This window comes from Pantoea sp. GCM10028869, from assembly GCF_042666835.1.
Classification (GTDB): domain Bacteria; phylum Pseudomonadota; class Gammaproteobacteria; order Enterobacterales; family Enterobacteriaceae; genus Pantoea; species Pantoea leporis.
In genome coordinates this window covers 456,990-478,824 of sequence record NZ_JBHTGO010000005.1, presented here as the reverse complement: position 1 = coordinate 478,824, position 21,835 = coordinate 456,990, and the positions used below count along the sequence as shown (strand labels likewise).

At 54.5% G+C, this 21,835-nt stretch carries 22 protein-coding genes; 8 read left to right on the top strand and 14 right to left on the bottom strand.

Going from position 1 to position 21,835, the window contains the following annotated elements:
* Positions 1–427: 427 nt before the first annotated feature.
* Positions 428–988, bottom strand: a complete 561-nt coding sequence (gmhB, locus tag ACFQW4_RS16175) for a D-glycero-beta-D-manno-heptose 1,7-bisphosphate 7-phosphatase (protein WP_192412323.1) — start codon at positions 986–988, stop codon at positions 428–430.
* A gap of 187 nt (positions 989–1,175) precedes the next feature.
* Between gmhB and metN the strand changes: the two genes are divergently transcribed.
* The 6 genes from metN to proS all read left to right on the top strand — a co-directional run bounded on the left by metN (position 1,176) and on the right by proS (position 6,749).
* Positions 1,176–2,207 carry a methionine ABC transporter ATP-binding protein MetN gene (metN, locus tag ACFQW4_RS16170; RefSeq protein WP_101762027.1) on the top strand — a complete coding sequence of 344 codons (1,032 nt, stop codon included), beginning with the start codon at positions 1,176–1,178 and terminating at the stop codon, positions 2,205–2,207.
* Positions 2,200–2,853, top strand: a complete 654-nt coding sequence (locus ACFQW4_RS16165) for a methionine ABC transporter permease MetI (RefSeq protein WP_101762028.1) — start codon at positions 2,200–2,202, stop codon at positions 2,851–2,853. The genes metN and ACFQW4_RS16165 overlap by 8 nt, the downstream gene beginning before the upstream one ends.
* Positions 2,854–2,890: 37 nt before the next feature.
* Positions 2,891–3,706, top strand: a complete 816-nt coding sequence (locus tag ACFQW4_RS16160; RefSeq protein WP_377726186.1) for a MetQ/NlpA family lipoprotein — start codon at positions 2,891–2,893, stop codon at positions 3,704–3,706.
* A gap of 129 nt (positions 3,707–3,835) precedes the next feature.
* Positions 3,836–4,237: an Rcs stress response system protein RcsF gene (gene rcsF, locus ACFQW4_RS16155; RefSeq protein WP_101762030.1), complete on the top strand. Its 402-nt coding sequence runs from the start codon at positions 3,836–3,838 to the stop codon at positions 4,235–4,237.
* Entirely contained in the window at positions 4,234–4,941 is a 708-nt protein-coding gene (tsaA, locus tag ACFQW4_RS16150; protein WP_192235639.1) for a tRNA (N6-threonylcarbamoyladenosine(37)-N6)-methyltransferase TrmO, read from the top strand. Before rcsF ends, tsaA begins: the two co-directional genes overlap by 4 nt.
* 89 nt (positions 4,942–5,030) lie before the next feature.
* Positions 5,031–6,749: a proline--tRNA ligase gene (gene proS, locus ACFQW4_RS16145; RefSeq protein ID WP_110867580.1), complete on the top strand. Its 1,719-nt coding sequence runs from the start codon at positions 5,031–5,033 to the stop codon at positions 6,747–6,749.
* Positions 6,750–6,779: 30 nt separating this feature from the next.
* Here proS and arfB read toward each other — a convergent pair whose 3' ends face one another.
* Complete coding sequence (gene arfB, locus ACFQW4_RS16140; protein ID WP_101762033.1) at positions 6,780–7,190, bottom strand: alternative ribosome rescue aminoacyl-tRNA hydrolase ArfB; 411 nt, start codon at positions 7,188–7,190, stop codon at positions 6,780–6,782.
* Positions 7,191–7,404: 214 nt separating this feature from the next.
* On the opposite strand from arfB, the gene ACFQW4_RS16135 reads away from it, so the two are divergent.
* Together ACFQW4_RS16135 and rof are read left to right on the top strand one after the other, a co-directional pair.
* On the top strand, positions 7,405–7,605 hold the full coding sequence (locus ACFQW4_RS16135; RefSeq protein ID WP_036622231.1) for a YaeP family protein: 201 nt from the start codon (positions 7,405–7,407) through the stop codon (positions 7,603–7,605).
* On the top strand, positions 7,592–7,855 hold the full coding sequence (rof, locus tag ACFQW4_RS16130; RefSeq protein WP_101762034.1) for a Rho-binding antiterminator: 264 nt from the start codon (positions 7,592–7,594) through the stop codon (positions 7,853–7,855). The genes ACFQW4_RS16135 and rof overlap by 14 nt, the downstream gene beginning before the upstream one ends.
* Before the next feature lie 39 nt (positions 7,856–7,894).
* Here the strand turns inward: rof and ACFQW4_RS16125 are convergent, their stop codons facing one another.
* The 12 genes from ACFQW4_RS16125 to ACFQW4_RS16070 all read right to left on the bottom strand — a co-directional run bounded on the left by ACFQW4_RS16125 (position 7,895) and on the right by ACFQW4_RS16070 (position 21,788).
* Positions 7,895–8,203 (bottom strand): cytochrome c, encoded by a 309-nt coding sequence (locus ACFQW4_RS16125; RefSeq protein WP_101762035.1) that lies wholly within the window; start codon positions 8,201–8,203, stop codon positions 7,895–7,897.
* A 14-nt stretch (positions 8,204–8,217) separates the two neighbouring features.
* The gene (tilS, locus tag ACFQW4_RS16120; RefSeq protein ID WP_377726182.1) at positions 8,218–9,519 is read right to left on the bottom strand and encodes a tRNA lysidine(34) synthetase TilS; all 1,302 of its coding nucleotides are present in this window, start codon (positions 9,517–9,519) and stop codon (positions 8,218–8,220) included.
* Between the two features lie 54 nt (positions 9,520–9,573).
* Positions 9,574–9,963: a VOC family protein gene (locus ACFQW4_RS16115; protein ID WP_210080834.1), complete on the bottom strand. Its 390-nt coding sequence runs from the start codon at positions 9,961–9,963 to the stop codon at positions 9,574–9,576.
* Positions 9,964–10,038: 75 nt separating this feature from the next.
* The gene (locus ACFQW4_RS16110; RefSeq protein ID WP_377726179.1) at positions 10,039–12,189 is read right to left on the bottom strand and encodes a lysine decarboxylase LdcC; all 2,151 of its coding nucleotides are present in this window, start codon (positions 12,187–12,189) and stop codon (positions 10,039–10,041) included.
* A gap of 375 nt (positions 12,190–12,564) precedes the next feature.
* Positions 12,565–13,524 carry an acetyl-CoA carboxylase carboxyl transferase subunit alpha gene (gene accA / locus ACFQW4_RS16105; protein WP_280172481.1) on the bottom strand — a complete coding sequence of 320 codons (960 nt, stop codon included), beginning with the start codon at positions 13,522–13,524 and terminating at the stop codon, positions 12,565–12,567.
* A gap of 12 nt (positions 13,525–13,536) precedes the next feature.
* The gene (dnaE, locus tag ACFQW4_RS16100; protein ID WP_192235645.1) at positions 13,537–17,019 is read right to left on the bottom strand and encodes a DNA polymerase III subunit alpha; all 3,483 of its coding nucleotides are present in this window, start codon (positions 17,017–17,019) and stop codon (positions 13,537–13,539) included.
* Positions 17,020–17,050: 31 nt separating this feature from the next.
* Positions 17,051–17,677: a ribonuclease HII gene (gene rnhB / locus ACFQW4_RS16095; protein ID WP_377726176.1), complete on the bottom strand. Its 627-nt coding sequence runs from the start codon at positions 17,675–17,677 to the stop codon at positions 17,051–17,053.
* Entirely contained in the window at positions 17,670–18,818 is a 1,149-nt protein-coding gene (gene lpxB / locus ACFQW4_RS16090) for a lipid-A-disaccharide synthase (protein WP_377726174.1), read from the bottom strand. The genes rnhB and lpxB overlap by 8 nt, the downstream gene beginning before the upstream one ends.
* A gap of 3 nt (positions 18,819–18,821) precedes the next feature.
* Complete coding sequence (gene lpxA / locus ACFQW4_RS16085; protein ID WP_101762042.1) at positions 18,822–19,610, bottom strand: acyl-ACP--UDP-N-acetylglucosamine O-acyltransferase; 789 nt, start codon at positions 19,608–19,610, stop codon at positions 18,822–18,824.
* Positions 19,611–19,613: 3 nt separating this feature from the next.
* The gene (fabZ, locus tag ACFQW4_RS16080) at positions 19,614–20,069 is read right to left on the bottom strand and encodes a 3-hydroxyacyl-ACP dehydratase FabZ (protein ID WP_007893924.1); all 456 of its coding nucleotides are present in this window, start codon (positions 20,067–20,069) and stop codon (positions 19,614–19,616) included.
* Between the two features lie 189 nt (positions 20,070–20,258).
* Positions 20,259–21,284, bottom strand: a complete 1,026-nt coding sequence (lpxD, locus tag ACFQW4_RS16075; RefSeq protein ID WP_110867574.1) for a UDP-3-O-(3-hydroxymyristoyl)glucosamine N-acyltransferase — start codon at positions 21,282–21,284, stop codon at positions 20,259–20,261.
* Between the two features lie 3 nt (positions 21,285–21,287).
* Positions 21,288–21,788, bottom strand: a complete 501-nt coding sequence (locus tag ACFQW4_RS16070) for an OmpH family outer membrane protein (RefSeq protein ID WP_007893920.1) — start codon at positions 21,786–21,788, stop codon at positions 21,288–21,290.
* Positions 21,789–21,835 lie beyond the last annotated feature (47 nt).

Below are 21,835 nucleotides of genomic sequence, written 5' to 3'. Positions count from 1 at the left end.
GATCAAACTCTTCAATTTAAGTTTGATTTGCTGAAACCAGTTCAGCGGTGCTCATCTGTAAAACGTCATAATGAATTTCATTATGTGTTCACTCGTGAGGCTTTGATATTTTTTTGCGTCCGGAGACGCGGATATCAATCCTGCGAGTGCCCACACAGATTGTCTGATAAATTGTTAAAGAGCGTTGCGAACAGCGGCTGAACCGTCTGTCGCGAGGTGGCGTATACTACGCTACTCTCCTTCGGAGTCAAACACTTTTTTCAGCGTTTTCATCCGGCGGGATGAATTTCTTCACTCCCTGCTGAGCCGTCTGCGTTGCCGCTTTGCCGTCTCAGTGGTGGCGCATTATAGGGAGTTATTCGGAGCTGACAAGTGCAAATTTCAAGTTTTTTGCTGTTCGCTTGAAATTTGCGCAAAAGGCCCGTTTTCAGGCCTTTTTGATACGCGCTGGCAGCTCTGCCAGACTGTTAATCACCCAATCCGCCACTGCTTCCCCTTCTGCCGTTACCGGCTTGCCACTACGCACCAGTACTTTGGTACCCACACCCGCTGCTAGCGCCGCCTGCATATCTTCTATTTTGTCGCCTACCATATAAGAAGAAGCCATATCGATATCCAGATGCTGCTGCGCGGAGAGCAACATGCCCGGCTGCGGCTTACGGCAATCACACTGCTGGCGATACGCTTCTACCGTGGCATCTGGCAAATGCGGACAGAAATAGATGCCATCCAAATCAACATCACGATCGGCCAGCGACCAATCCATCCATTCTGTGAGTTGCATAAACTGGTCTTCGGTAAACATGCCACGCGCAATGCCCGACTGGTTAGTCACCAGTACCAGCGCATAGCCCATCTTCTTTAACGCCTGTAGCGCTTCGATGGTGCCATCAATGAATTCGAAATTATCGATTTCATGAACATAGCCGTGATCAACATTCAATGTGCCATCACGATCGAGAAAAATAGCCGGGACTTTGTTCGCCACGTAGAAACTCCTGCTGAAAATGTGTCGCTAAGTATCGCATGATTGCGTATAGCGAGAGAATGGCAGTTTGAATGACTTCCATTGATTTAGCCGTCTGGATGCCTTAACATCCATTCAAATTTCGCACAGCCCTGCTGAGTGAAGCCCGATACACCACGGACTATGCAACACGATAATAAATAAACTAATGATTAAACTCGAAAATATCACCAAAGTGTTCCAGCAAGGCTCACGCACCATTCAGGCGCTATCCAACGTCAGCCTGCACGTGCCTGCTGGACAGATCTATGGCGTCATCGGTTCCTCCGGTGCCGGTAAAAGTACCCTGATTCGCTGCGTCAATCTGCTGGAGCGCCCAACCTCCGGACGCGTGCTGGTTGATGGCCAGGAATTAACCACCCTTTCTTCTGGCCAATTGACGCTGGCACGCCGCCAGATTGGCATGATTTTCCAGCACTTTAATCTGATGAACTCCCGCACCGTCTCCGGTAACGTGGCGCTGCCATTAGAGTTAGGCAATCTTTCGCGCGAACAGATAAAGAAGCGCGTTAGCGAATTGCTGGATCTGGTGGGATTATCAGACAAGCATGATAGCTGGCCAGCGAATCTCTCTGGCGGACAAAAGCAGCGTGTTGCGATTGCCCGCGCACTGGCGAGCAATCCTAAGGTGCTGCTGTGTGATGAAGCCACCAGCGCACTGGATCCTGCAACCACGCGTTCGATTCTGGAGCTGCTTAAGGACATTAACCGTCGTCTGGGCATTACCATTCTATTGATCACCCATGAAATGGATGTGGTGAAACGCATCTGCGATCAGGTTGCGGTGATCAGCAATGGTGAGTTAATTGAAAAAGACAGCGTGAGCGAAGTGTTTTCGCATCCGAAAACGCCGCTGGCGCAACAATTCATTCAATCGACGCTGCATCTGGATATCCCCGACGACTACCAGCAACGCATGGCGCCACAGCCAACAGCTGATAGCGTGCCGCTGCTGCGTCTCGAGTTCACCGGCAAATCGGTGGATGCTCCGCTACTGTCAGAATCGGCTCGCCGCTTTAACGTTAATAACAACATCATCAGTGCGCAGATGGATTACGCCGGCGGCGTGAAGTTCGGCATCATGCTGGCTGAGATGGATGGCAGTGAAACAGATACACAAGCCGCGATTGCCTGGCTGAAAGAAAATCATGTGAAAGTAGAGGTGTTGGGTTATGTCTGAAGCGATGATGTGGTTACTGACGCGTGGCGTCTGGGAAACGCTGATGATGACCTTCGTCTCTGGTTTCTTTGGTTTTGTCCTCGGTCTTCCGATTGGCGTGCTGCTGTATGTGACGCGTCCCGGCCAGATTCTGGCCAACAACGCGCTTTATCGCGTGCTGTCCGCGCTGGTGAATATCTTCCGTTCGATTCCGTTCATTATCCTGCTGGTATGGATGATTCCATTCACCCGCGCCATAGTCGGCACCTCGATTGGCCTGCAAGCCGCGATTGTGCCGCTAACCGTCGGCGCCGCGCCGTTTATTGCACGTATGGTGGAAAACGCCCTGCTGGAACTGCCAACCGGATTGATCGAAGCATCTCGCGCCATGGGCGCCACGCCGCTGCAGATCGTGCGTAAAGTCCTGCTGCCGGAAGCGCTGCCAGGTCTGGTGAATGCCGCTACAATTACCCTGATTACGCTGGTTGGCTACTCCGCAATGGGCGGAGCGGTTGGCGCAGGCGGTTTGGGCCAGATTGGCTATCAATACGGTTACATTGGCTATAACGCCACCGTAATGAACACCGTGCTGGTTTTGCTGGTTGTGCTGGTCTATTTAATCCAATTCTGTGGCGACCGCATTGTACGTGCTGTGTCCCATAAGTAAGCAAGCAACATCAATAGTCCTCTATTAAGGAAAGGATATGTCTTTTACATTTAAAAAGATTGCCGCTGTGGGTGCTCTGATTGGCGCAATTGCGCTGGCAGGATGCGATCAGAAAGCAAAAGATCCAAACCACATTAAAGTGGGTGTGATTGTCGGCGCTGAACAGCAGGTTGCTGAAACTGCAGTTAAAGTGGCGAAAGAGAAATATGGCCTCGATGTTGAGCTGGTGACCTTTAACGATTACGTGCTGCCAAACGAAGCGCTGAGCAAAGGTGATATTGACGTTAACGCCTTCCAGCATAAGCCGTATCTGGATCAGCAGATCAAAGATCGCGGTTACAAGCTGGCCATTGTGGCGAACACCTTCGTTTACCCAATCGCCGGCTACTCGAAGAAAATCAAATCACTGGATGAACTGCAGGACGGTTCACAGGTTGCTATCCCGAACGATCCAACCAACCTGGGACGTTCACTGTTGCTGCTGCAGAAGGTCGGCCTGATCAAACTGAAAGATGGCGTTGGCCTGCTGCCAACCTCACTGGATATCATTGAGAACCCGAAAAAGCTGAAGATTGTTGAGCTGGAAGCGCCGCAGCTGCCACGTTCACTTGACGACCAGCAGATCGCACTGGCGGTGATCAACACCACGTACGCCAGCCAGATTGGTCTGACGCCAGCGAAAGATGGCATCTTCGTGGAAGACAAAGATTCACCTTACGTGAACCTGATTGTTAGCCGTGAAGACAACAAAGACGCTGAGAACGTGAAGAAGTTTGTGCAGGCTTACCAATCAGACGAAGTGTCTGAAGCGGCCAGCAAGATCTTCAACGGCGGCGCAGTGAAAGGCTGGTAATGTTCACCTTTCATGCCTTGCAGGGCGGCTTCGGCCGCCCTTTCTTTTGCCATAAATTGCACCTGACTTGTTATTTATTGTCGTCCTTGTTTCAATAACGCCACTTTTTTATTACTTGAGGATGTTGCCATGCGTTTTTTACCGCTCTGCTTGTTAGCATTGATGCTAACCGGGTGTGTGCGTGAATATCACCCGATAAGCAGTGCTCCTTCTCGTCCGCAACAGGCATCCAGCGAACCACAACGTAAACCGACTCCACGTCCCGCGCCGGTGAAGATCTACACCGATGCGACCGATCTGGTCAGCAACCCGTTCCGCGATTTGGGCGAAGTCTCTGCTGAAGATTGCCAGAGCAGCAGCCAGGATTCGCCTCCTAACATCAACACCGCGCGCAAGCGCCTGCAGATTCGCGCAGCCGGCATGAAAGCCAACGCCGTCCTGCTGCATAAGTGCGAAATTGTCACCAGCACGCCGGGATGCTATCGCCAGGCCATTTGCCAGGGCTCCGCACTGAAAGTATCAAATCAATGAGTGAGTTTGCCTTTGCGCAAATCGGCGTAATTCGTTCGCCGTGGAAAGAGAAGTTTGCCGTCCCGCGCCAGCCCGGTCTGGTGCAGGATGGCGGCGGCGAGCTGCATCTGCTACCACCTTACAATCAGCCGGAAGCGGTGCGCGGGCTGGAAGCGTTTAGTCATTTGTGGGTGCTGTTTGTGTTCCACCAAACGATGGAAGGTGGCTGGCGTCCGACAGTGCGTCCCCCGCGCCTCGGTGGCAATGCGCGTATGGGCGTGTTTGCCACCCGTTCAACCTTCCGCCCCAATCCTATCGGCATGTCGCTGGTTGAGTTAAAAGGCATTCGCTGCGAGAAGCAGCAGGTGATCTTGCAGCTCGGCAGCCTCGATTTAGTCGATGGCACGCCGGTGGTGGATATCAAACCTTATCTGCCGTTCGCCGAAGCGCTGCCTGATGCGCGCGCCGGGTTTGCGCAGGCGGCGCCTGATGCCACCATGCCGGTGCGCTTTTCGCCGCTGGCGCAGAGCCAGCTTCAGCTGCAGCAGAAAACCCATCCGCAGCTAGCGCGTTTCATTAGCGAAGTGCTGGCACAGGATCCGCGCCCGGCTTACCGTAAAGGTGAGACGGAAGATCGTGAATATGCCGCCTGGCTACTCGACTTTAACGTGCGCTGGCGCATTGATGAGGCAGGAACCGAGGTGATCGCCCTCGATCCCCGTTAAAACCCGCTTTTGAGTGATTGATCTCGCTGGTACACTAGCCGCCAGAAAAATTTTGTCAGTTTCCTTCCGTATAACTGGAATCGTAATCAATGCGTACTACTCAATATCTGCTCTCCACTCTGAAGGAGACACCTTCCGATGCAGAAGTGATCAGCCACCAGCTGATGCTGCGCGCCGGCATGATCCGCAAACTGGCTTCCGGTCTCTACACCTGGTTGCCGACCGGGATTCGCGTGCTGCGAAAAGTTGAAAACATCGTGCGTGAAGAGATGAACAACGCCGGTGCGATTGAGATCTCCATGCCGGTGGTTCAGCCTGCCGATCTGTGGGAAGAGAGCGGCCGTTGGGAGCAATACGGCCCGGAACTACTGCGCATTAAAGATCGTCACGAACGTCCCTTCGTGCTGGGTCCAACCCACGAAGAAGTGGTTACCGATTTGATCCGCAACGAGCTGAGCTCTTATAAACAGCTGCCGCTCAATCTGTATCAGATCCAGACCAAATTCCGCGATGAAGTGCGCCCGCGTTTTGGTGTGATGCGTTCACGCGAGTTCATCATGAAAGATGCTTACTCGTTCCACACCACGCAGGAATCGCTGCAGGAAACCTACGACGCGATGTACCGCGCCTACAGCCAGAGCTTCAGCCGTATGGGCCTGGATTTCCGCGCCGTACAAGCTGACACCGGTTCTATCGGCGGCAGCGCATCACATGAATTCCAGGTGCTGGCGCTGAGCGGTGAAGATGACGTGATCTTCTCCAGCGAATCTGATTACGCGGCCAACATTGAGAAAGCCGAAGCCTTAGCGCCGGCTGGCGAGCGTCCGCAGGCCACAGAAGCCATGACGCAGTTCGATACGCCAAACGCCAAAACTATCGCCGAGCTGGTTGAGCAACATCAGTTGCCGATTGAGAAAACCGTTAAGACGCTGTTCGTCAAAGCCACCGAAGAGAGCGGCCACACGCTGGTTGCCCTGCTGCTGCGCGGCGATCATCAGCTGAACGAAATTAAAGCGGAGAAGCTGGATATCGTCGCTGAACCGCTGGAGATGGCGAGCGAAGAACAGATTCGCGCGCTGCTGGGTGCCGGTCCAGGCTCGCTCGGCCCGGTCGGTTTGACCATGCCAGTGATCGCCGATCGTACTGTGGCAAAAACAGCTGACTTCTGCGCGGGTGCCAACATTGATGGCAAACACCTGAGCGGCATCAACTGGGGCCGCGATCTGCCAGAACCGCGCGTGGAAGATATCCGTAACGTGGTGGAAGGCGATCCAAGCCCAGACGGCAAAGGTACGCTGCTGATTAAACGCGGTATCGAAGTGGGCCACATCTTCCAGCTGGGTACCAAGTACTCCGAAGCGATGAAAGCAGCGGTACAGGGCGAAGATGGTCGTAACCAAGTGATGACCATGGGCTGTTACGGCATCGGTATTACGCGCGTTGTGGCGGCGGCAATTGAGCAGAACAACGACGAACGTGGCATCATCTGGCCTGCGGCATTGGCACCGTTTGAAGTGGCCATTCTGCCAATGAATATGCACAAATCTTTCCGTGTGCAGCAGTTGGCTGAAGAGCTGTACAACACGCTGCGTGCCAAAGGCATTGACGTGATTCTGGATGACCGTAAAGAGCGTCCGGGCGTGATGTTCGCGGATATGGAGCTGATTGGCGTGCCGCACACCATCGTAATTGGCGATCGTAATCTCGATAACGAAGAGATTGAGTACAAGGCGCGTACCGCCAGCGAGAAGCAGATGATTAAGCAACATGACATCGTCGACTTCCTGGTGAAAGCACTCAACAAGTAACGCTAAAACGCCTCCAGCCGGAGGCGTTTTTTATTGCACCTTTCCGCGCATCGCCTTCACGTTACTGCGCCGCGTTTTACCTTCCAGCCGCCTCACTTTAGAACCGTGCGTCGGTTTGGTCGCACGCCGCACTTTTTCCACCGTGGTTAACTCCCGAATCAGATTTATCAGCCGCTGCACGGCCGCTTCCCGATTCATTTCCTGGCTGCGATGTTCCTGTGCTTTGATGATCACCACGCCTTCCGCGGTAATCAAATGATGGCTCGCCGCCAGCAGCCGCTCTTTATAAAACGGCGGCAGCGATGAGGCATGAATATCAAATCGCAGGTGAATCGCCGTCGACGTTTTATTCACATGCTGGCCACCGGCACCTTGCGCACGGATGGCACTGAGTTCCACTTCATTATCTGCAAGTGAAAGCGATCGAGACAGCACAATCATCTGTCACCTACCGTTTGGCTCGACGTTGCGTCGCGTAATAACCTGTTCATCAACTTAACCTTTTGTGCGCACGCTGAATGCATAAGACCAGCGCGAAATGTCACTTTTGCCCATTTGCTTGCATCATTCCCGTGACGACCGGGCTGATTTCGATGAAATTCCTGTGATATAGTCGCCTATCATCCAGAGTATCAACTCTGCTGAGGAGGTGTATGTGCAAAAGTATTGTGAGTTAGTTCGCCAGAAGTATGCCGAAATTGGTAGCGGCGACCTTGGGTATGTGCCAGACGCCATAGGTTGTGCGTTGAAGGCTCTCAACGATATTGCCGCTGATTCTGCGCTAAACTCTTCTCTCAGGGAACAAGCAGCGTATGCCGCTGCAAACTTATTGGTGAGCGACTATGTTGACGAATGAAGCCTACAAACCCATCAACTGCGATGATTACGACAACCTTGAACTCGCCTGCCAAAAACACTGGACGCTGTCGTTAGAGTTAAAAAACGGCGATCAGCTCAAGGCCAAAGCCGTGGACATGGTCTCACGTAAAAACGTCGAGTACCTTGCCGTCGATCTTTCAGGCGAGACCCGCGAAGTGCGGCTCGACCACATCGCCAGCTTCACACATCCTGAGCTGGGCACCGTCGTCGTCAGCGAAGACGAGTAAAACCTCTCTCGGGCGGGAATCACATCCCGCCCACCTCGCTTAAGGTTTTAACGAACTGTAATACGCCGATAAATCTGCCATATCCTGATCGCTCAATCCCGCTACAAACGCTTTCATCACTTCCGCCTGGCCGCCGCTCCGCTCGCCTTTTTTATAGGCTTGCAGTGAATGCAGCAGATAAGGCGCATGTTGCCCGGCCAGATTGGGATAGAGCGGCACCGCGCTTTTGCCCTCCGCACCGTGACACGCCATACAGCTTGCCGCTTTTTGCGCACCCGCATTCACATCGCCATCGGCCAACGCCGGCAGCGCCGCAGCGAATAACGCCGCGGCCATCCAAAGTTTCATCATTGCTCTCCATTTTATTGTTGTGGTGACCAGATCGCCTGCCAGCCTTGCTCGTTGCTGGCTGCGCCTTCGCGGGTAATAAACAGCCCCGGCGCGCTAATTAACGTCTGGTTAAAATAAATCAACGGAATACGTTCGCGCTGCCAGGGCGCAACGCCCAGCTCTTGCCACAGCTTCTTCATCTCGCGGCCACCTGCGCGCCCCTGTATATGATAATAACCCTGCGCCTGGAAGCGGATCGTGATCGCTTCATCCGCTGCAGGCTGGCGCAGCTCGGCAATCCACGCATTCGCGTGCAGCGAACCTAAACCAGCGGGTAAATTAAGCGGCTGCGTGCGGTCTTGCCAGGTTAGCAAGTGCTGACTAAGTGAAGGCTGCGGCGGTAACCAATAGAGTTGCTGGCGATAGCGGCGCAGCTCAAAAGCGCCGAAACGCAAACAAGGTTTGGCGTCTTCACGGCTGTTGATGACTTCATCGGTGATGCGTTTCAATGCCTCGCGCGAAGGCATCGCGCCGCCCTGTTGAGCAATCCAGCGGCGTAACAGCGCATGACGCCGCGCTTCGCTCATGTTCATTAACGGCGGGAAGTGCAGCGCGCCCTGCGCATCGCTAAGCTGCGCCAGCTGTTCCGCCAGCAACTCGTCGAGCAGTTGCTCCTGCTCGCCACAGAGCGCGGCGCTGCGTGCACTGGCGGCACTGAAGTGCGGCCAGCGCGCCTGCAGCTGCGGCAGAATCTGCTGACGCAGGAAGTTGCGGTCATAGCGGCTATCGGCGTTGCTTTCATCTTCAATCCAGCGCAGTTGATGCTCGGTAGCATAGTTTTCCAGCTGCTGACGGCTAACGTCGAGCAACGGACGCAGATGCCGATGTTCACCCACGCTGCGCTGCAGCGGCATCGCGGCCAAACCCGCCGGTCCGCTGCCGCGTTTTAACGCCAGCAGCAGCGTTTCCGCCTGATCGTCGAGGTGCTGAGCGGTAAGTAAGTGTTCACCGGGTTGCAGATGCTGAAACAGCGCCTGATAGCGTGCTTCGCGGGCAGCCGCTTCAATGCCGTTGGCGCGGCCATCAACCTGCACATGCAGCACTTCACAGGGAATCTGCCACTGCTGGCAAACTTGCTGGCAATGCAGCGCCCAGCTATCGGCATTCGGGCTAAGACCATGATGGACGTGTAACGCGCGCACGCGTAGCGCTGGCTGCTGACGTTGCCAGCAGACCAATTGATGCAGTAGCACGGTGGAATCAAGTCCGCCGCTGAACGCCAGCACATAGCCAGCGTCGGGTGTCAGCAGCGAAGCAAGATGAGATAAAGACATGAGCGCGTTCCGTCCGGGCGAGCCACCGAATTGCGGCTCGCGGCGGACGCTAGTTTACGCCTGATACAGCTCCAGCGGCAAACCATCCGGATCGGGGAAGAAGGTGCAGGCTTTACCGGTTAACGCATCGATACGAATCGGCTCGCACGTCACGCCCTTCTCCGCCAGCGCCGCTATGGACTGCTCAACATCGTCAACGCAAAACGCCAGATGACGCAGGCCGCAGGCTTCCGGTCCACTAACGCGTGGCGGCGGCGAGGGGAAAGAGAACAGCTCAATGGTATAAACCCCATTCAGGCCAAGATCGCCTTTCCACGAGTCACGCTCGGCGCGGTAATATTCACCCAACAATTCAAAGCCCAGCACATCACAATAAAACGCCTTACTGCGCTGATAATCGGTGGCAATAATGGCGATGTGATGGATCTGTTTAATCTGCAGCATAGCGACTCCGGTTTTCACATAAGCCGCTTACCCTACGTGGCAAATGCGACGATGAAAAGAGGTGATTGTCCTAAGTTAGCCTTCATCATCTTCACGCAATACGCGCACCAGATAGCGCCCATCGTCCGTCAACGTCGCACCGTGAATGTCGGTCTCGAAGCCGGGATAGTGCCGGCCGATGGTGCAGAGCATCAGCAGAAAATCGAGCACTGAACGGCTCTCTTCGGTGATCATCTCGCCGGGCATCACCACCGGCACGCCAGGCGGATACGGCAGAATCATGTTGGCGGAAATGCGCCCCACCAGCTCGCGAATATCCACCGTTTCCACCTGACCTTTTACCTGGCGCTGAAATGCCTGATGCGGCGTCATCTTCATCTCCGGCAGCACGTCGAATGCTTTCAACATCAGGCGCGGCAGATCATGTTGCAGGATCAATTGATGAATGCCCTGCGCCAGCGTTTGAATGCGCATGTTGCGGTAGAAGTCGGGATCTTCAGCATAGAGATCCGGCAGCATATTTTTCACCCGCAGGTTGAGATCGTATGCACGCTTAAACTCCGTCAGCCCACGCAGCACGCTCATCGCTTTGGTTTTATCGATGCCGATGCTGAACAGGAACAGCAGATTGTACGGCCCGGTTTTCTCCACCACGATGCCGCGCTGATCGAGGAACTTCGCCACCAGCGCGGCTGGAATGCCCTCTTCCGCCATGTTACCGAGCTCGCTCATGCCCGGCGTCAGAATGGTGACTTTGATCGGATCGAGATACATATGATCGCGATCGGCATGGGTGAAACCGTGCCAATCCTCCTCGCCCGGCTGGATCGGCCAGCATTCGGCCTGATCGACCTGCTCTGGCTGCCAGATATCAAAGAACCAGCCGTCAGACTCTTCCCGCAAGCGTTGAATCTCACGACGGAAATGCAGCGCACGCTCAACCGAGCGGTTGATCAGTCGCTTACCCGGATTGCCGCGCAGCATCGCCGCCGCGGTTTCAATCGACGAGACAATCGCGTAGCTCGGCGAGGTGGTGGTGTGCATCATGTAGGCTTCGTTGAAGGTGTGCTCGTCGTAATCGCCTTTGATGTGAATCAGCGAAGCCTGCGAGAACGCCGCTAACAGTTTGTGCGTCGATTGCGTTTCATAAATCACTTTGCCGGGAGTACGATCGCCGCTCATGCCGCTTTTACCGGCATAGATCGGATGGAAATTGGTGTACGGCACCCACGCAGAATCAAAGTGGATCGATGGCACATCCAGCGTATGTTTGATGAACTGCGTGTTGTACAGCAGGCCATCGTAGGTTGAGTTGGTGATTACCGCATGCACCGGCCAGCTGGCACGCGGCGTGGCGTTGACCTTTTGCTGGATGCTGTCACGCGTAAACTCGCGCTGCGGAATGCCGCCCAGAATGCCCAGCGCGTTGCGCGTCGGTTTGAGCCAGATTGGGATGATGTCGCTCATCATCAGCAAATGGGTCAGCGATTTATGGCAGTTGCGGTCAATCAGCACCGTGCTACCCGCAGGCGCCGCATACATGCCGACGATTTTGTTCGAGGTCGAGGTGCCGTTAGTCACCATGTAGCTTTGCTCAGCGCCAAAGGTGCGCGCAACGTACTCCTCCGCTTCCAGATGCGGGCCGGTGTGATCGAGCAATGAACCCAATTCCGTGACCGAGATCGAGACATCCGCTTTTAAGGTGTTCGAGCCAAAGAAGTCATAAAACAGGCTGCCCACCGGGCTTTTCTGGAAGGCGCTGCCGCCCATGTGACCCGGCGTGCAGAAGGTGTATTTGCCCTCTTTGACGTAGGTGAACAACGCTTTAGTTAGCGGCGGCGTGATGTTATCGATGTACTCATCGGTGTACTGACGAATATGCAGCGCGATGTCATCGGCAGCGCTCAGGGCATACTCGAAGAAGTGCAGCGCCATGCGCATCTCGTTGATGCTGACATCCATCTGCGAATGGGTGTTGATGAAGGCATAGAGCGGCAGATATTCATTAAGCTGATTGATGTCGCTACACAGCGCCAGACTGTAATCGTCCCAGTCAAAAATCACACCGCAGATACGCGGATTGTGTTCAATCAACTTCAGCAGGTCGCTGGCATTATTGGGGTAAACGGTTTGGAAGCCTTGCAGCTTGAGGGCAGCATCCAGCTCGCGAATAGGCTCATCTTTGTAGAAAGCGCCGTGCGGTCCCATGATCGCAATAATATTCAATGCTCACCTCCTGTGGTGTTGTGGCACTGAATAAGGATAGCGAAAACCGCGCGCGGATAAACCTGGAATGCTCTGCTGTTGAGTGATTGTAACCGAATGCTAATGCACCAGAAAAGCCACGATCAAGCCAAAGGGGACAGGAAAGACCAGCCCGAAGAGCAAAGCGTCCGAGCCATGGATGGCGAGGCCGATCTGCATGGATGCAGTTATTCTTTTCGATCGGGCTGGTCTTTTCTGGACCTTGCACCGGAGTCACAGCGAAATCGTCGAACCAGGTAGCCATGGATGGCTACCCTACGGATGGCTGATCAGAATGGTGTTCGTTCGACATAAAAAAAGCGGACCGGGGTCCGCTTCTTGCTTAGATCTGATGTATCAAGCGTAGCCGTAGTTCATCAGGCGCTGATAGCGACGGTTGAGCAACTCTTCGGTGCTCAGTACATCGAGATCGGCCAGATCCGCCAGCAGTTGCTGCTTAAGAGAAGCCGCCATATCTACCGGTTGACGATGCGCGCCGCCCAGCGGCTCAGGAATGATGGAATCGATCAGCTTCAGCTCTTTCAGACGCTCAGCTGTGATACCCATCGCTTCCGCAGCCAGCGGAGCTTTATCGGCGCTTTTCCACAGGATCGACGCACAACCTTCCGGTGAAATCACCGAATAGGTGCTGTACTGCAGCATATTGACTTTGTCGCCCACGCCGATTGCCAGCGCACCACCGGAACCGCCTTCGCCGATTACGGTACAAATCACCGGAATTTTCAGGCCAGACATTTCACGCAGGTTGCGTGCGATCGCTTCTGACTGACCGCGCTCTTCTGCACCCACGCCCGGATAAGCTCCCGGCGTATCGATGAAGGTTATCAGCGGCATCTTAAAGCGTTCAGCCATTTCCATCAGACGCAGCGCTTTGCGATAGCCTTCTGGTGCCGGCATACCGAAGTTACGACGAATTTTCTCTTTGGTCTCGCGACCTTTCTGATGACCAATGATCATCACTGGACGATCGTCAAGACGGGCAATACCGCCGACAATCGCTTTATCATCGGCATAAGCACGATCGCCAGCCAGTTCGTCGAAATCATCAAACGCGTTGCGGATATAGTCCAGTGTATAAGGACGCAGCGGATGACGCGCGAGTTGCGCCACTTGCCATGCGCCTAAATCGGAGAAGATTTTACGGGTCAGCTCAACGCTTTTTTCGCGTAAACGCTGCACTTCCTCATCCAAATTAATATCGTGTTTCTCATCCGAACGGCCAATCGATTTTAACGAGTCGATTTTCGCTTCAAGCTCTGCGATTGGCTGTTCAAAATCCAGGTAATTAAGACTCATAATGTTCCTGTTTTAGTCAAACTCCAGTTCCACCTGCTCCGATCCTACTAACGACCGCAAATCGTTGAGTAAACGATCGCTGGGCGAAATACGCCACGCTGCACCAAAGCGTAGCTTCGCTCGCGCATCGGCTCTCTGATAGTAGAGATGCACCGGAATGGTCCCGGAACGATGAGGCTCCAGAGACTGGCGGAGACGGTTTAAAAGCTGGTCATCAATTTGCCTGTCCGTCAGCGAGATAGCAAGTCCGCGCGCGTATTTTTCCCGCGCTTCGTCGATGTCCATCACTTCTCGAGCGGTCATTTTAAGGCCACCGCTAAAGTCATCAAAGCTGACCTGTCCACTGACGATCAGGATACGGTCCTTCTCCAGCAACTGCTGGTATTTATCTAACGCATCGGTAAATAACATCACTTCAAGACGACCAGAACGATCGTCAATGGTACAAATACCAATTCGGTTGCCGCGTTTAGTGACCATCACACGGGCGGCAATCACCAGCCCCGCCGCGACGGTTACTTTACCACGATCTGTCGGATGCATGTCTTTCAGCCGCATGCCGCCGACGTAACGCTCAATTTCTTTCAAATACTGGTTAATCGGATGTCCGGTAAGATAGAGACCCAAAGTCTCACGTTCGCCATCCAGTTGAATTTGTTCCGGCCACGGCGTGATGCTGGCGTAGGATTTCTCTACCTGCTCTGGCTCTTCGGCCAGCACGCCAAACATATCGGCCTGGCCGATGGCTTCGGCTTTAGCATGCTGATCGGCCGCTTTTAATGCATCGCCGAGTGCACTCATCAAAGCCGCGCGATGCGGGCCGAGACGATCGAATGCGCCCGACATGATCAGTTTTTCCATTACGCGACGGTTGATCTTTTTGGTGTCGGTGCGCGCACAGAGATCAAACAACTCTTTAAAGTAGCCGCCTTCATTACGCGCATCAATGATCGCTTCGATCGGGCCCTCACCCACGCCTTTGATCGCGCCGATGCCGTAAACGATCTCGCCTTCGTCATTGACGTGGAACGGATACAAACCGGAGTTGATGTCTGGCGGCAGCACTTTAAGGCCCATGCGCCAGCATTCGTCGACCAGGCCAACCACTTTCTCGGTGTTATCCATATCAGCGGTCATTACGGCCGCCATAAATTCTGCCGGATAGTGCGCTTTCAGCCACAGCGTTTGATAGGAAACCAGCGCGTAAGCGGCGGAGTGCGACTTGTTAAAGCCATAACCGGCAAATTTTTCTACCAGATCGAAGATTTTCATCGACAGCTCACCGTCGACGCCCATCTTCTCCGCACCGTCCCGGAACACCGAACGCTGCTTCGCCATCTCTTCGGGTTTCTTTTTACCCATCGCACGACGCAGCATGTCCGCGCCGCCCAGCGTATAGCCAGACAGCACCTGAGCGATCTGCATCACCTGCTCCTGATACAGAATGATGCCGTAGGTCGGCTCCAGCACCGGCTTCAGGGTTTCGTGCTGCCACTGAATATCCGGATAAGAGATCTCTTCGCGACCGTGCTTACGGTCAATGAAGTTATCTACCATGCCCGATTGCAGCGGTCCCGGACGGAACAGCGCCACCAGTGCGATCATATCTTCGAAGCAGTCAGGCTTCAGACGTTTGATCAGATCTTTCATGCCGCGCGATTCAAGCTGGAACACCGCCGTGGTTTCCGAGCGCTGCAGCATATCAAAGCTTTTCTTGTCATCCAGCGGGATGGCGGCGATATCAATCGGTGGCAAACCCTGCTTTTCACGGCGCGGGTTAATCATCTTCAGCGCCCAGTCGATGATGGTAAGCGTACGCAGGCCAAGGAAGTCAAACTTCACCAGCCCGGCATATTCCACGTCATTCTTATCAAACTGGGTAACCGGGAATTGCCCATTTTCATCGCAGTAGAGCGGCGCAAAATCGGTGATTTTGGTCGGCGAGATCACCACACCACCGGCATGTTTACCGGCGTTACGCGTGACACCTTCCAGTTTGCGCGCCATGTCAATCAGCGCTTTCACCTCTTCATCGGCCTCGTAGATCTCCGGCAGTTGCGGTTCAGCCAGGAAGGCTTTCTCCAGCGTCATGCCCGGATCCGGCGGGATCAGTTTCGAGATACGATCAACAAAACCGTACGGATGGCCAAGTACGCGTCCCACATCGCGGATGACCGCTTTCGCCGCCATGGTACCGAAGGTGATGATCTGCGATACCGCATCGCGTCCATACATATCGGCCACGTGATCGATCACCTGATCGCGCTTCTCCATGCAGAAGTCAACGTCAAAGTCAGGCATCGACACACGTTCCGGGTTCAGGAAACGTTCGAACAGCAGGTCAAACTCCAGCGGATCGATATCGGTGATTTTCAGCGCATACGCCACCAATGAACCGGCACCCGAACCGCGGCCTGGGCCGACGGGAATGCCGTTGTCCTTTGACCACTGGATAAACTCCATCACGATCAGGAAGTAGCCGGGGAAGCCCATCTGGTTGATAACGGTGAGTTCAATCTCCAGACGTTCATCATATTCCACGCGTTTTTCTGCGCGCACCGCCGGATCCGGGAAGAGGAATTCCATACGCTCTTCCAGGCCTTCACGAGACTTCGCCACGAGGAAGTCTTCGGTGCTCATGTCACCGGTGGGGAACTGCGGCAGGAAATATTCGCCGAGGCGCACCGTCACGTTACAGCGCTTAGCAATCTCTACGCTATTTTCCAGCGCTTCCGGAATGTCCGAGAACAGCTCGCACATCTCCTCTTCACTGCGCATATATTGCTGAGGACTGTAGTTGCGTGGACGCTTGGGATCGTCCAGCGTATAGCCGTCATGAATCGCGACGCGGATTTCATGCGCATCAAAATCTTCTTCATTCAGGAAGCACACTTCGTTGGTGGCAACGACGGGAACGCCTTCGGCCACCGCCAGCTCAACGGCGGCATGCAGATACGCTTCTTCATCGGCGCGACCGGTGCGCATCAATTCCAGGTAATAACGATTCGGGAAGTGTTCCTGATAAAAGCTTAAACACTGCGCCACCATTGCGCTATTGCCGCGCAGCAGACTGCGGCCCACGTCGCCGCGACGTCCGCCAGACAGCAGAATCAGGCCTTCGCCCAGCTCCAGCAGCCAGTCGCGATCGATGATTGGGCCCGCAATGCCGTAACCGCGCTGATATGCACGTGAAATCAGCAAGGTCAGGTTTTGATAACCGGTGTTATTGGCCGCCAGCAGCGTTAACTGTGTCAGCTCATCGCCCATCAATTCGCTGGCAACCTGGAAGTCAGCACCAATAATCGGCTTGATCCCCGCGCCGTGTGCGCTACCGTAAAAACGCACCAGCCCGCACAGGTTGATGTAATCGGTAATGGCAATCGCCGGCATGCCCAGCGCAGCCGCCTTCTTGACTAAGGGTCCGGTTTTCGCCAGACCATCAACCATGGAGTAATCACTGTGGACGCGCAGATGTATGAAACGAGGTTCAGCCATATCAGTTTCCGGTTAAAACAGCGTCAGGCTATTAAAGCGTAGTTGGCTGGCGGGCTGCCAGCACATCGGCATCAATCAAGGCGTTACGCACCGGCGCAAAGCTGCGACGATGATGAGGTGTGGCGCCGTGCTGCGTCAGCTTTTCCATGTGCAGCGCGGTTGGATAGCCTTTGTGTTGCGCAAAGCCATATTGCGGGAACAGCAAATCCAGCTCGGTCATTTCACGATCGCGCGTGACTTTGGCGATGATCGAGGCAGCACTGATTTCTTGCACCAGGCTATCGCCCTTCACCACCGCCTGTGAGGGCATCGGCAGCGCCGGGCAACGGTTGCCATCGATCAGTACGAAGTCCGGTGCAATGTGCAAACCCGCGACCGCACGCTGCATCGCCAGCATGGTAGCGTGCAGAATATTGAGCTGATCGATCTCCTCTGGCTCGGCACGACCAAGGCTCCAGGCCAGCGCCTTCTCTTTGATCTCGTCATACAGCGCCAGACGACGCTTCTCGGAGAGTTTTTTCGAGTCGGCCAGTCCGGCAATCGGGTTGGCGGGATCGAGGATCACCGCCGCCGTGACCACGGCGCCAACCAGCGGGCCGCGCCCCACTTCATCAACGCCAGCAATCCGCTGCGCGTTAGGATAGATAAATTCAGCCATTGATAATCTCCAGTACCGCATCCGCCGCCTGCTCATCGGCATTCCAGCGAATCTGTTGATGCAGTTCGGTGAAGGCTTTCAGTAGCGCTTCGCGCTCCGGGCCCGCGTGCAGCAACGGCTCCAGCGCCGCAGCTAGCGCGTCAGGCTGGCATTCGTCCTGCAGCAACTCTTTCACCAGCTCGCGACCGGCCAGCAGATTTGGCAGAGAAACGTACGGCGTTTTTACCAGACGTTTTGCCAGCCAAAAAGTAGACGGCTTCATGCGATAACCGACCACCATCGGGCATTTCGCCAGCATGCACTCCAGCGCGGCGGTGCCAGACGCAAGAATAGCGGCATCGCTGGCCAGCATCGCCTGACGGCCTTTGCCATCCAGCAAATGCATCGGCAGTTCTGGCGCAACTTGCGCTTTGATCTGCTCAAACTGCGCGCGGCGTTTGGCGTTCACCAGCGGCACCACGATTTCCAGCGTGGGATAGCGCTGACGCAACAGCTGCGCGGCGCGCAGGAAATCGGCGCTGAGCATTTCCACTTCGGCACCGCGACTGCCCGGCAACAAGCCAAGGCAAATCGCCTCGTCAGCAATGCCTAACTCGCGGCGCGCCGCCAGCTTATCGGGCTGCAGCGGCATCGCATCAGCCATGGTGTGGCCGATAAAGCGGCACGGCACGTTAAAGCGATCGTAAAACGCTTTTTCAAACGGCAGGAATGCCAGCACCAGATTGGTGTTGCGGCCGATTTTGAAAACGCGCTTTTGACGCCATGCCCAAACCGAAGGGCTGACGTAATGAATGGTGCGAATGCCCGCGCGCTTGAGGCGACCTTCCAGCGTGATGTTGAAATCCGGCGCATCAATGCCCACGAACACATCCGGCTTGAGTTCGGTGAAGCGCTGTGTCAGGTCACGACGAATTTTCAGCAGACGCCGCAGGCGTCCCAGCACTTCGACGATGCCCATCACCGCCAGCTCTTCCATCTCATACCAGGCTTCGCAGCCTTCGGCCTGCATCAGCGGACCGGCCACGCCAACAAAGCGCGCATCAGGATGGCGCGCTTTTAACGCACGGATGAGACCTGCACCAAGAATATCGCCGGAGGTTTCTCCGGCGACCAGGGCAATCGTTAGGGGACGCGCTGACATGGATTAACGAATCAATCCACGCGTTGAACGGGCAAAGAAGTCATAGAAAGGCTGCACTTCGCTGTGTTGTTTCGCCAGCTCTTCAATCTCTGGTTTCACTTCATCCAGCGTTTTGCCGCTGCGGTACAGCAGTTTGTACGCGTTGCGAATGGCATGCAGCGCTTCTTTGCTAAAGCCGCGACGCTTCAGACCTTCGATGTTGATACCGTATGGCGTTGCGTGGTTGCCCTGCGCAATGACATAAGGCGGCACATCCTGCGCGACGCCTGAACAACCGCCAACCATCACGTGAGCACCAATGGTGCACCACTGATGTACCGCCGTCATGCCGCCGATAATCGCAAAATCATCAACGGTGACGTGACCGCCCAGCGTGGCATTGTTAGCAAAGATGCAGCGATTACCGATCACGCAGTCATGCGCGATGTGAGCATTCACCATCAGCAGGTTATCGCTGCCGACCTTGGTCACATTGCCGCCCTGCGTAGTGCCACGATGAATGGTGACGCTCTCGCGGATGCGGTTGCGATCGCCAATTTCAACGCGCGTCGGTTCGCCCGCATATTTCAGGTCCTGATTCACTTCACCGATGGAAGCGAACTGGTAGATCTGATTGTCTTTGCCGATACGCGTGTGGCCGTTCACCACCACGTGCGATTTGAGTACGGTTCCTTCACCAATTTCCACATTAGCGCCGATAAAGCAAAACGGGCCGATGTGAACATTGGCGCCGATGACGGCACCCTCTTCAATGACAGAACTGGGATGGATATTGGCGGTTGAATCAATCACTTATTATGCCTCCCGGCTACGGGCACACATCATGGTCGCTTCACAGACAATTTTGCCGTCCACGGTCGCCACGCCTTTAAAGCGCGTCAGACCACGACGGGTTTTCTCGAAGGTCACTTCCATGATCATCTGATCGCCCGGCACAACCGGACGTTTGAAACGGGCTTCATCGATACCAGCGAAGTAATAGAGTTCGCCTGGTTCCAGTTTCCCAACGCTTTTGAACGCCAGAATACCGGTCGCTTGCGCCATCGCTTCCAGGATCAGAACGCCTGGGAAAATCGGCTTACCAGGGAAGTGTCCCTGGAAAAACGGTTCGTTAACAGAAACGTTCTTCACCGCGCGCAGATATTTATGCTCTTCAAAATCCAGCACGCGATCAACCAGCAAGAAAGGATAGCGATGTGGCAGCAGTTCTAAAATCTCTTCAATTTTCAGAGTATGCGTTTCAGTAGTCAAAATACTCTTCCTGTCCTAAAAATCTGATGGCATCAATAACACGGCCTGCACCGATCAAAATGATCTTCCGCAGGCCGCAAATTAGTTCGGGGCGTTTCGCTTTCTTACGATACCTGCTGCCATTCTCGGGTTACCGAAGGTGGAAGAAAGTACACTTCTTGTTATGAAAGCAAGTAGCGTGGGATGCGTTTAGTCGTCTTTACCGACCTTACGTTCGATGGCTTTTAAGCGTTTGCTTATTTCATCGATGTTCATCACCAGCGCTGCTGTTTTACGCCAGGTTTTGTTAGGTTGCAGTGGAATACCCGACGAATATACGCCTGGCTCTGTGATCGGGCGCATTACCATGCCCATGCCCGTTACGGTCACTTTGTCACAGATTTCCATATGGCCGTTAATGACGCTGGCGCCGCCAATCATACAGTAACGTCCAATCTTCAGACTACCCGCCATGATCACACCACCCGCAACAGCGGTGTTATCACCAATCACGACGTTGTGCGCAATCTGACACTGGTTATCTATGATAACACCATTGCCGATCAGAGTGTTATCCAGCGCGCCGCGATCGATGGTAGTACAGGCACCAATTTCAACCCGATCACCAATCACGACGGTACCCAGCTGCGGGATTTTCACCCAATTGCCGCGATCGTTAGCATACCCGAAACCATCAGCACCAATGACGGTGCCGGACTGAATCAGACAATCCTGACCAATCTGGATTTCGTGATAAATCGTGACGTTAGCCCACAAACGTGAGCCGCGACCGATACGCGTCTGCTTACCAACAAAACATCCTGCGCCAATAACGACGTCGTCACCCAGCTCTACGCCAGACTCGATCACCGCATTTGCGCCTACCGAAACGTTGTTACCCAGCTTAGCCGTTGCATCGATCACCGCGCTGGGCGCGATATTCTGCGCGGGCTGCGGCGTTGTGTCCAGCAGTTGTGCCATGCGGGCATAAGTCAGGTAAGGATTTTTCACCACCAGGGCGGCCGTTTTACACCACTCCAGATCCGCTTCCGTCAGCACCACGGCTGAAGCCTGGATAGTAGCGAGCTGCTCGCGGTAGCGGCTGTTTGCAAGAAAAGTGATTTGGCCAGTTGTGGCGGATTGCATAGAAGCAATGCCGGAGATGACGATATCGCCATCTCCGTGCAATTCTGCATCCAACTGCTGGGCTAAATCAGCCAGTCGAATTGATGACATCAATTATTTAACCTGTTTTACAACGTCAGCAGTGATGTCTTTAGCATCAGAAGAAGAATACAGCACGGCCTGAGAGTCCAGAACCAGATCGTAACCTTCGCTTTTCGCTACAGACTGAACAGCGGTCTGGATTTTAGCCAGCAGCTTGTTACGCTCCTGCATCTGACGAGTTTGGTTGTCTTTGTCAAAAGCCTGTGCTTTTTGTTCAAAGGCAGCACGCTCAGAAGAGATTTGCTTCTCTTTCTTGGTGCGGTCGCTCGCTTTCATGGTCGATGCATTACGCTGCAGATCCTGAATTTCTTGCTGGATCTTCTGCTGCTGAGACTGGAGGTCAGAGGCGCGGCTCTGGAATTCACCTTCAAGCTGTTTAGCAACAGCGGCACGCTGCGGAGACTGCTGGAAAACCTGGCTCAGGTTTACGACGGCAACTTTATCAGCCGCTTGGGCACCCGCAGAAGCAGCTAATGCAACACCCAGAGCAGCAGCACAGAACAACTTTTTCACTATAAACTCCTTACCTCAACGTGTGTGTTTGCAGCGTGCCACATTAT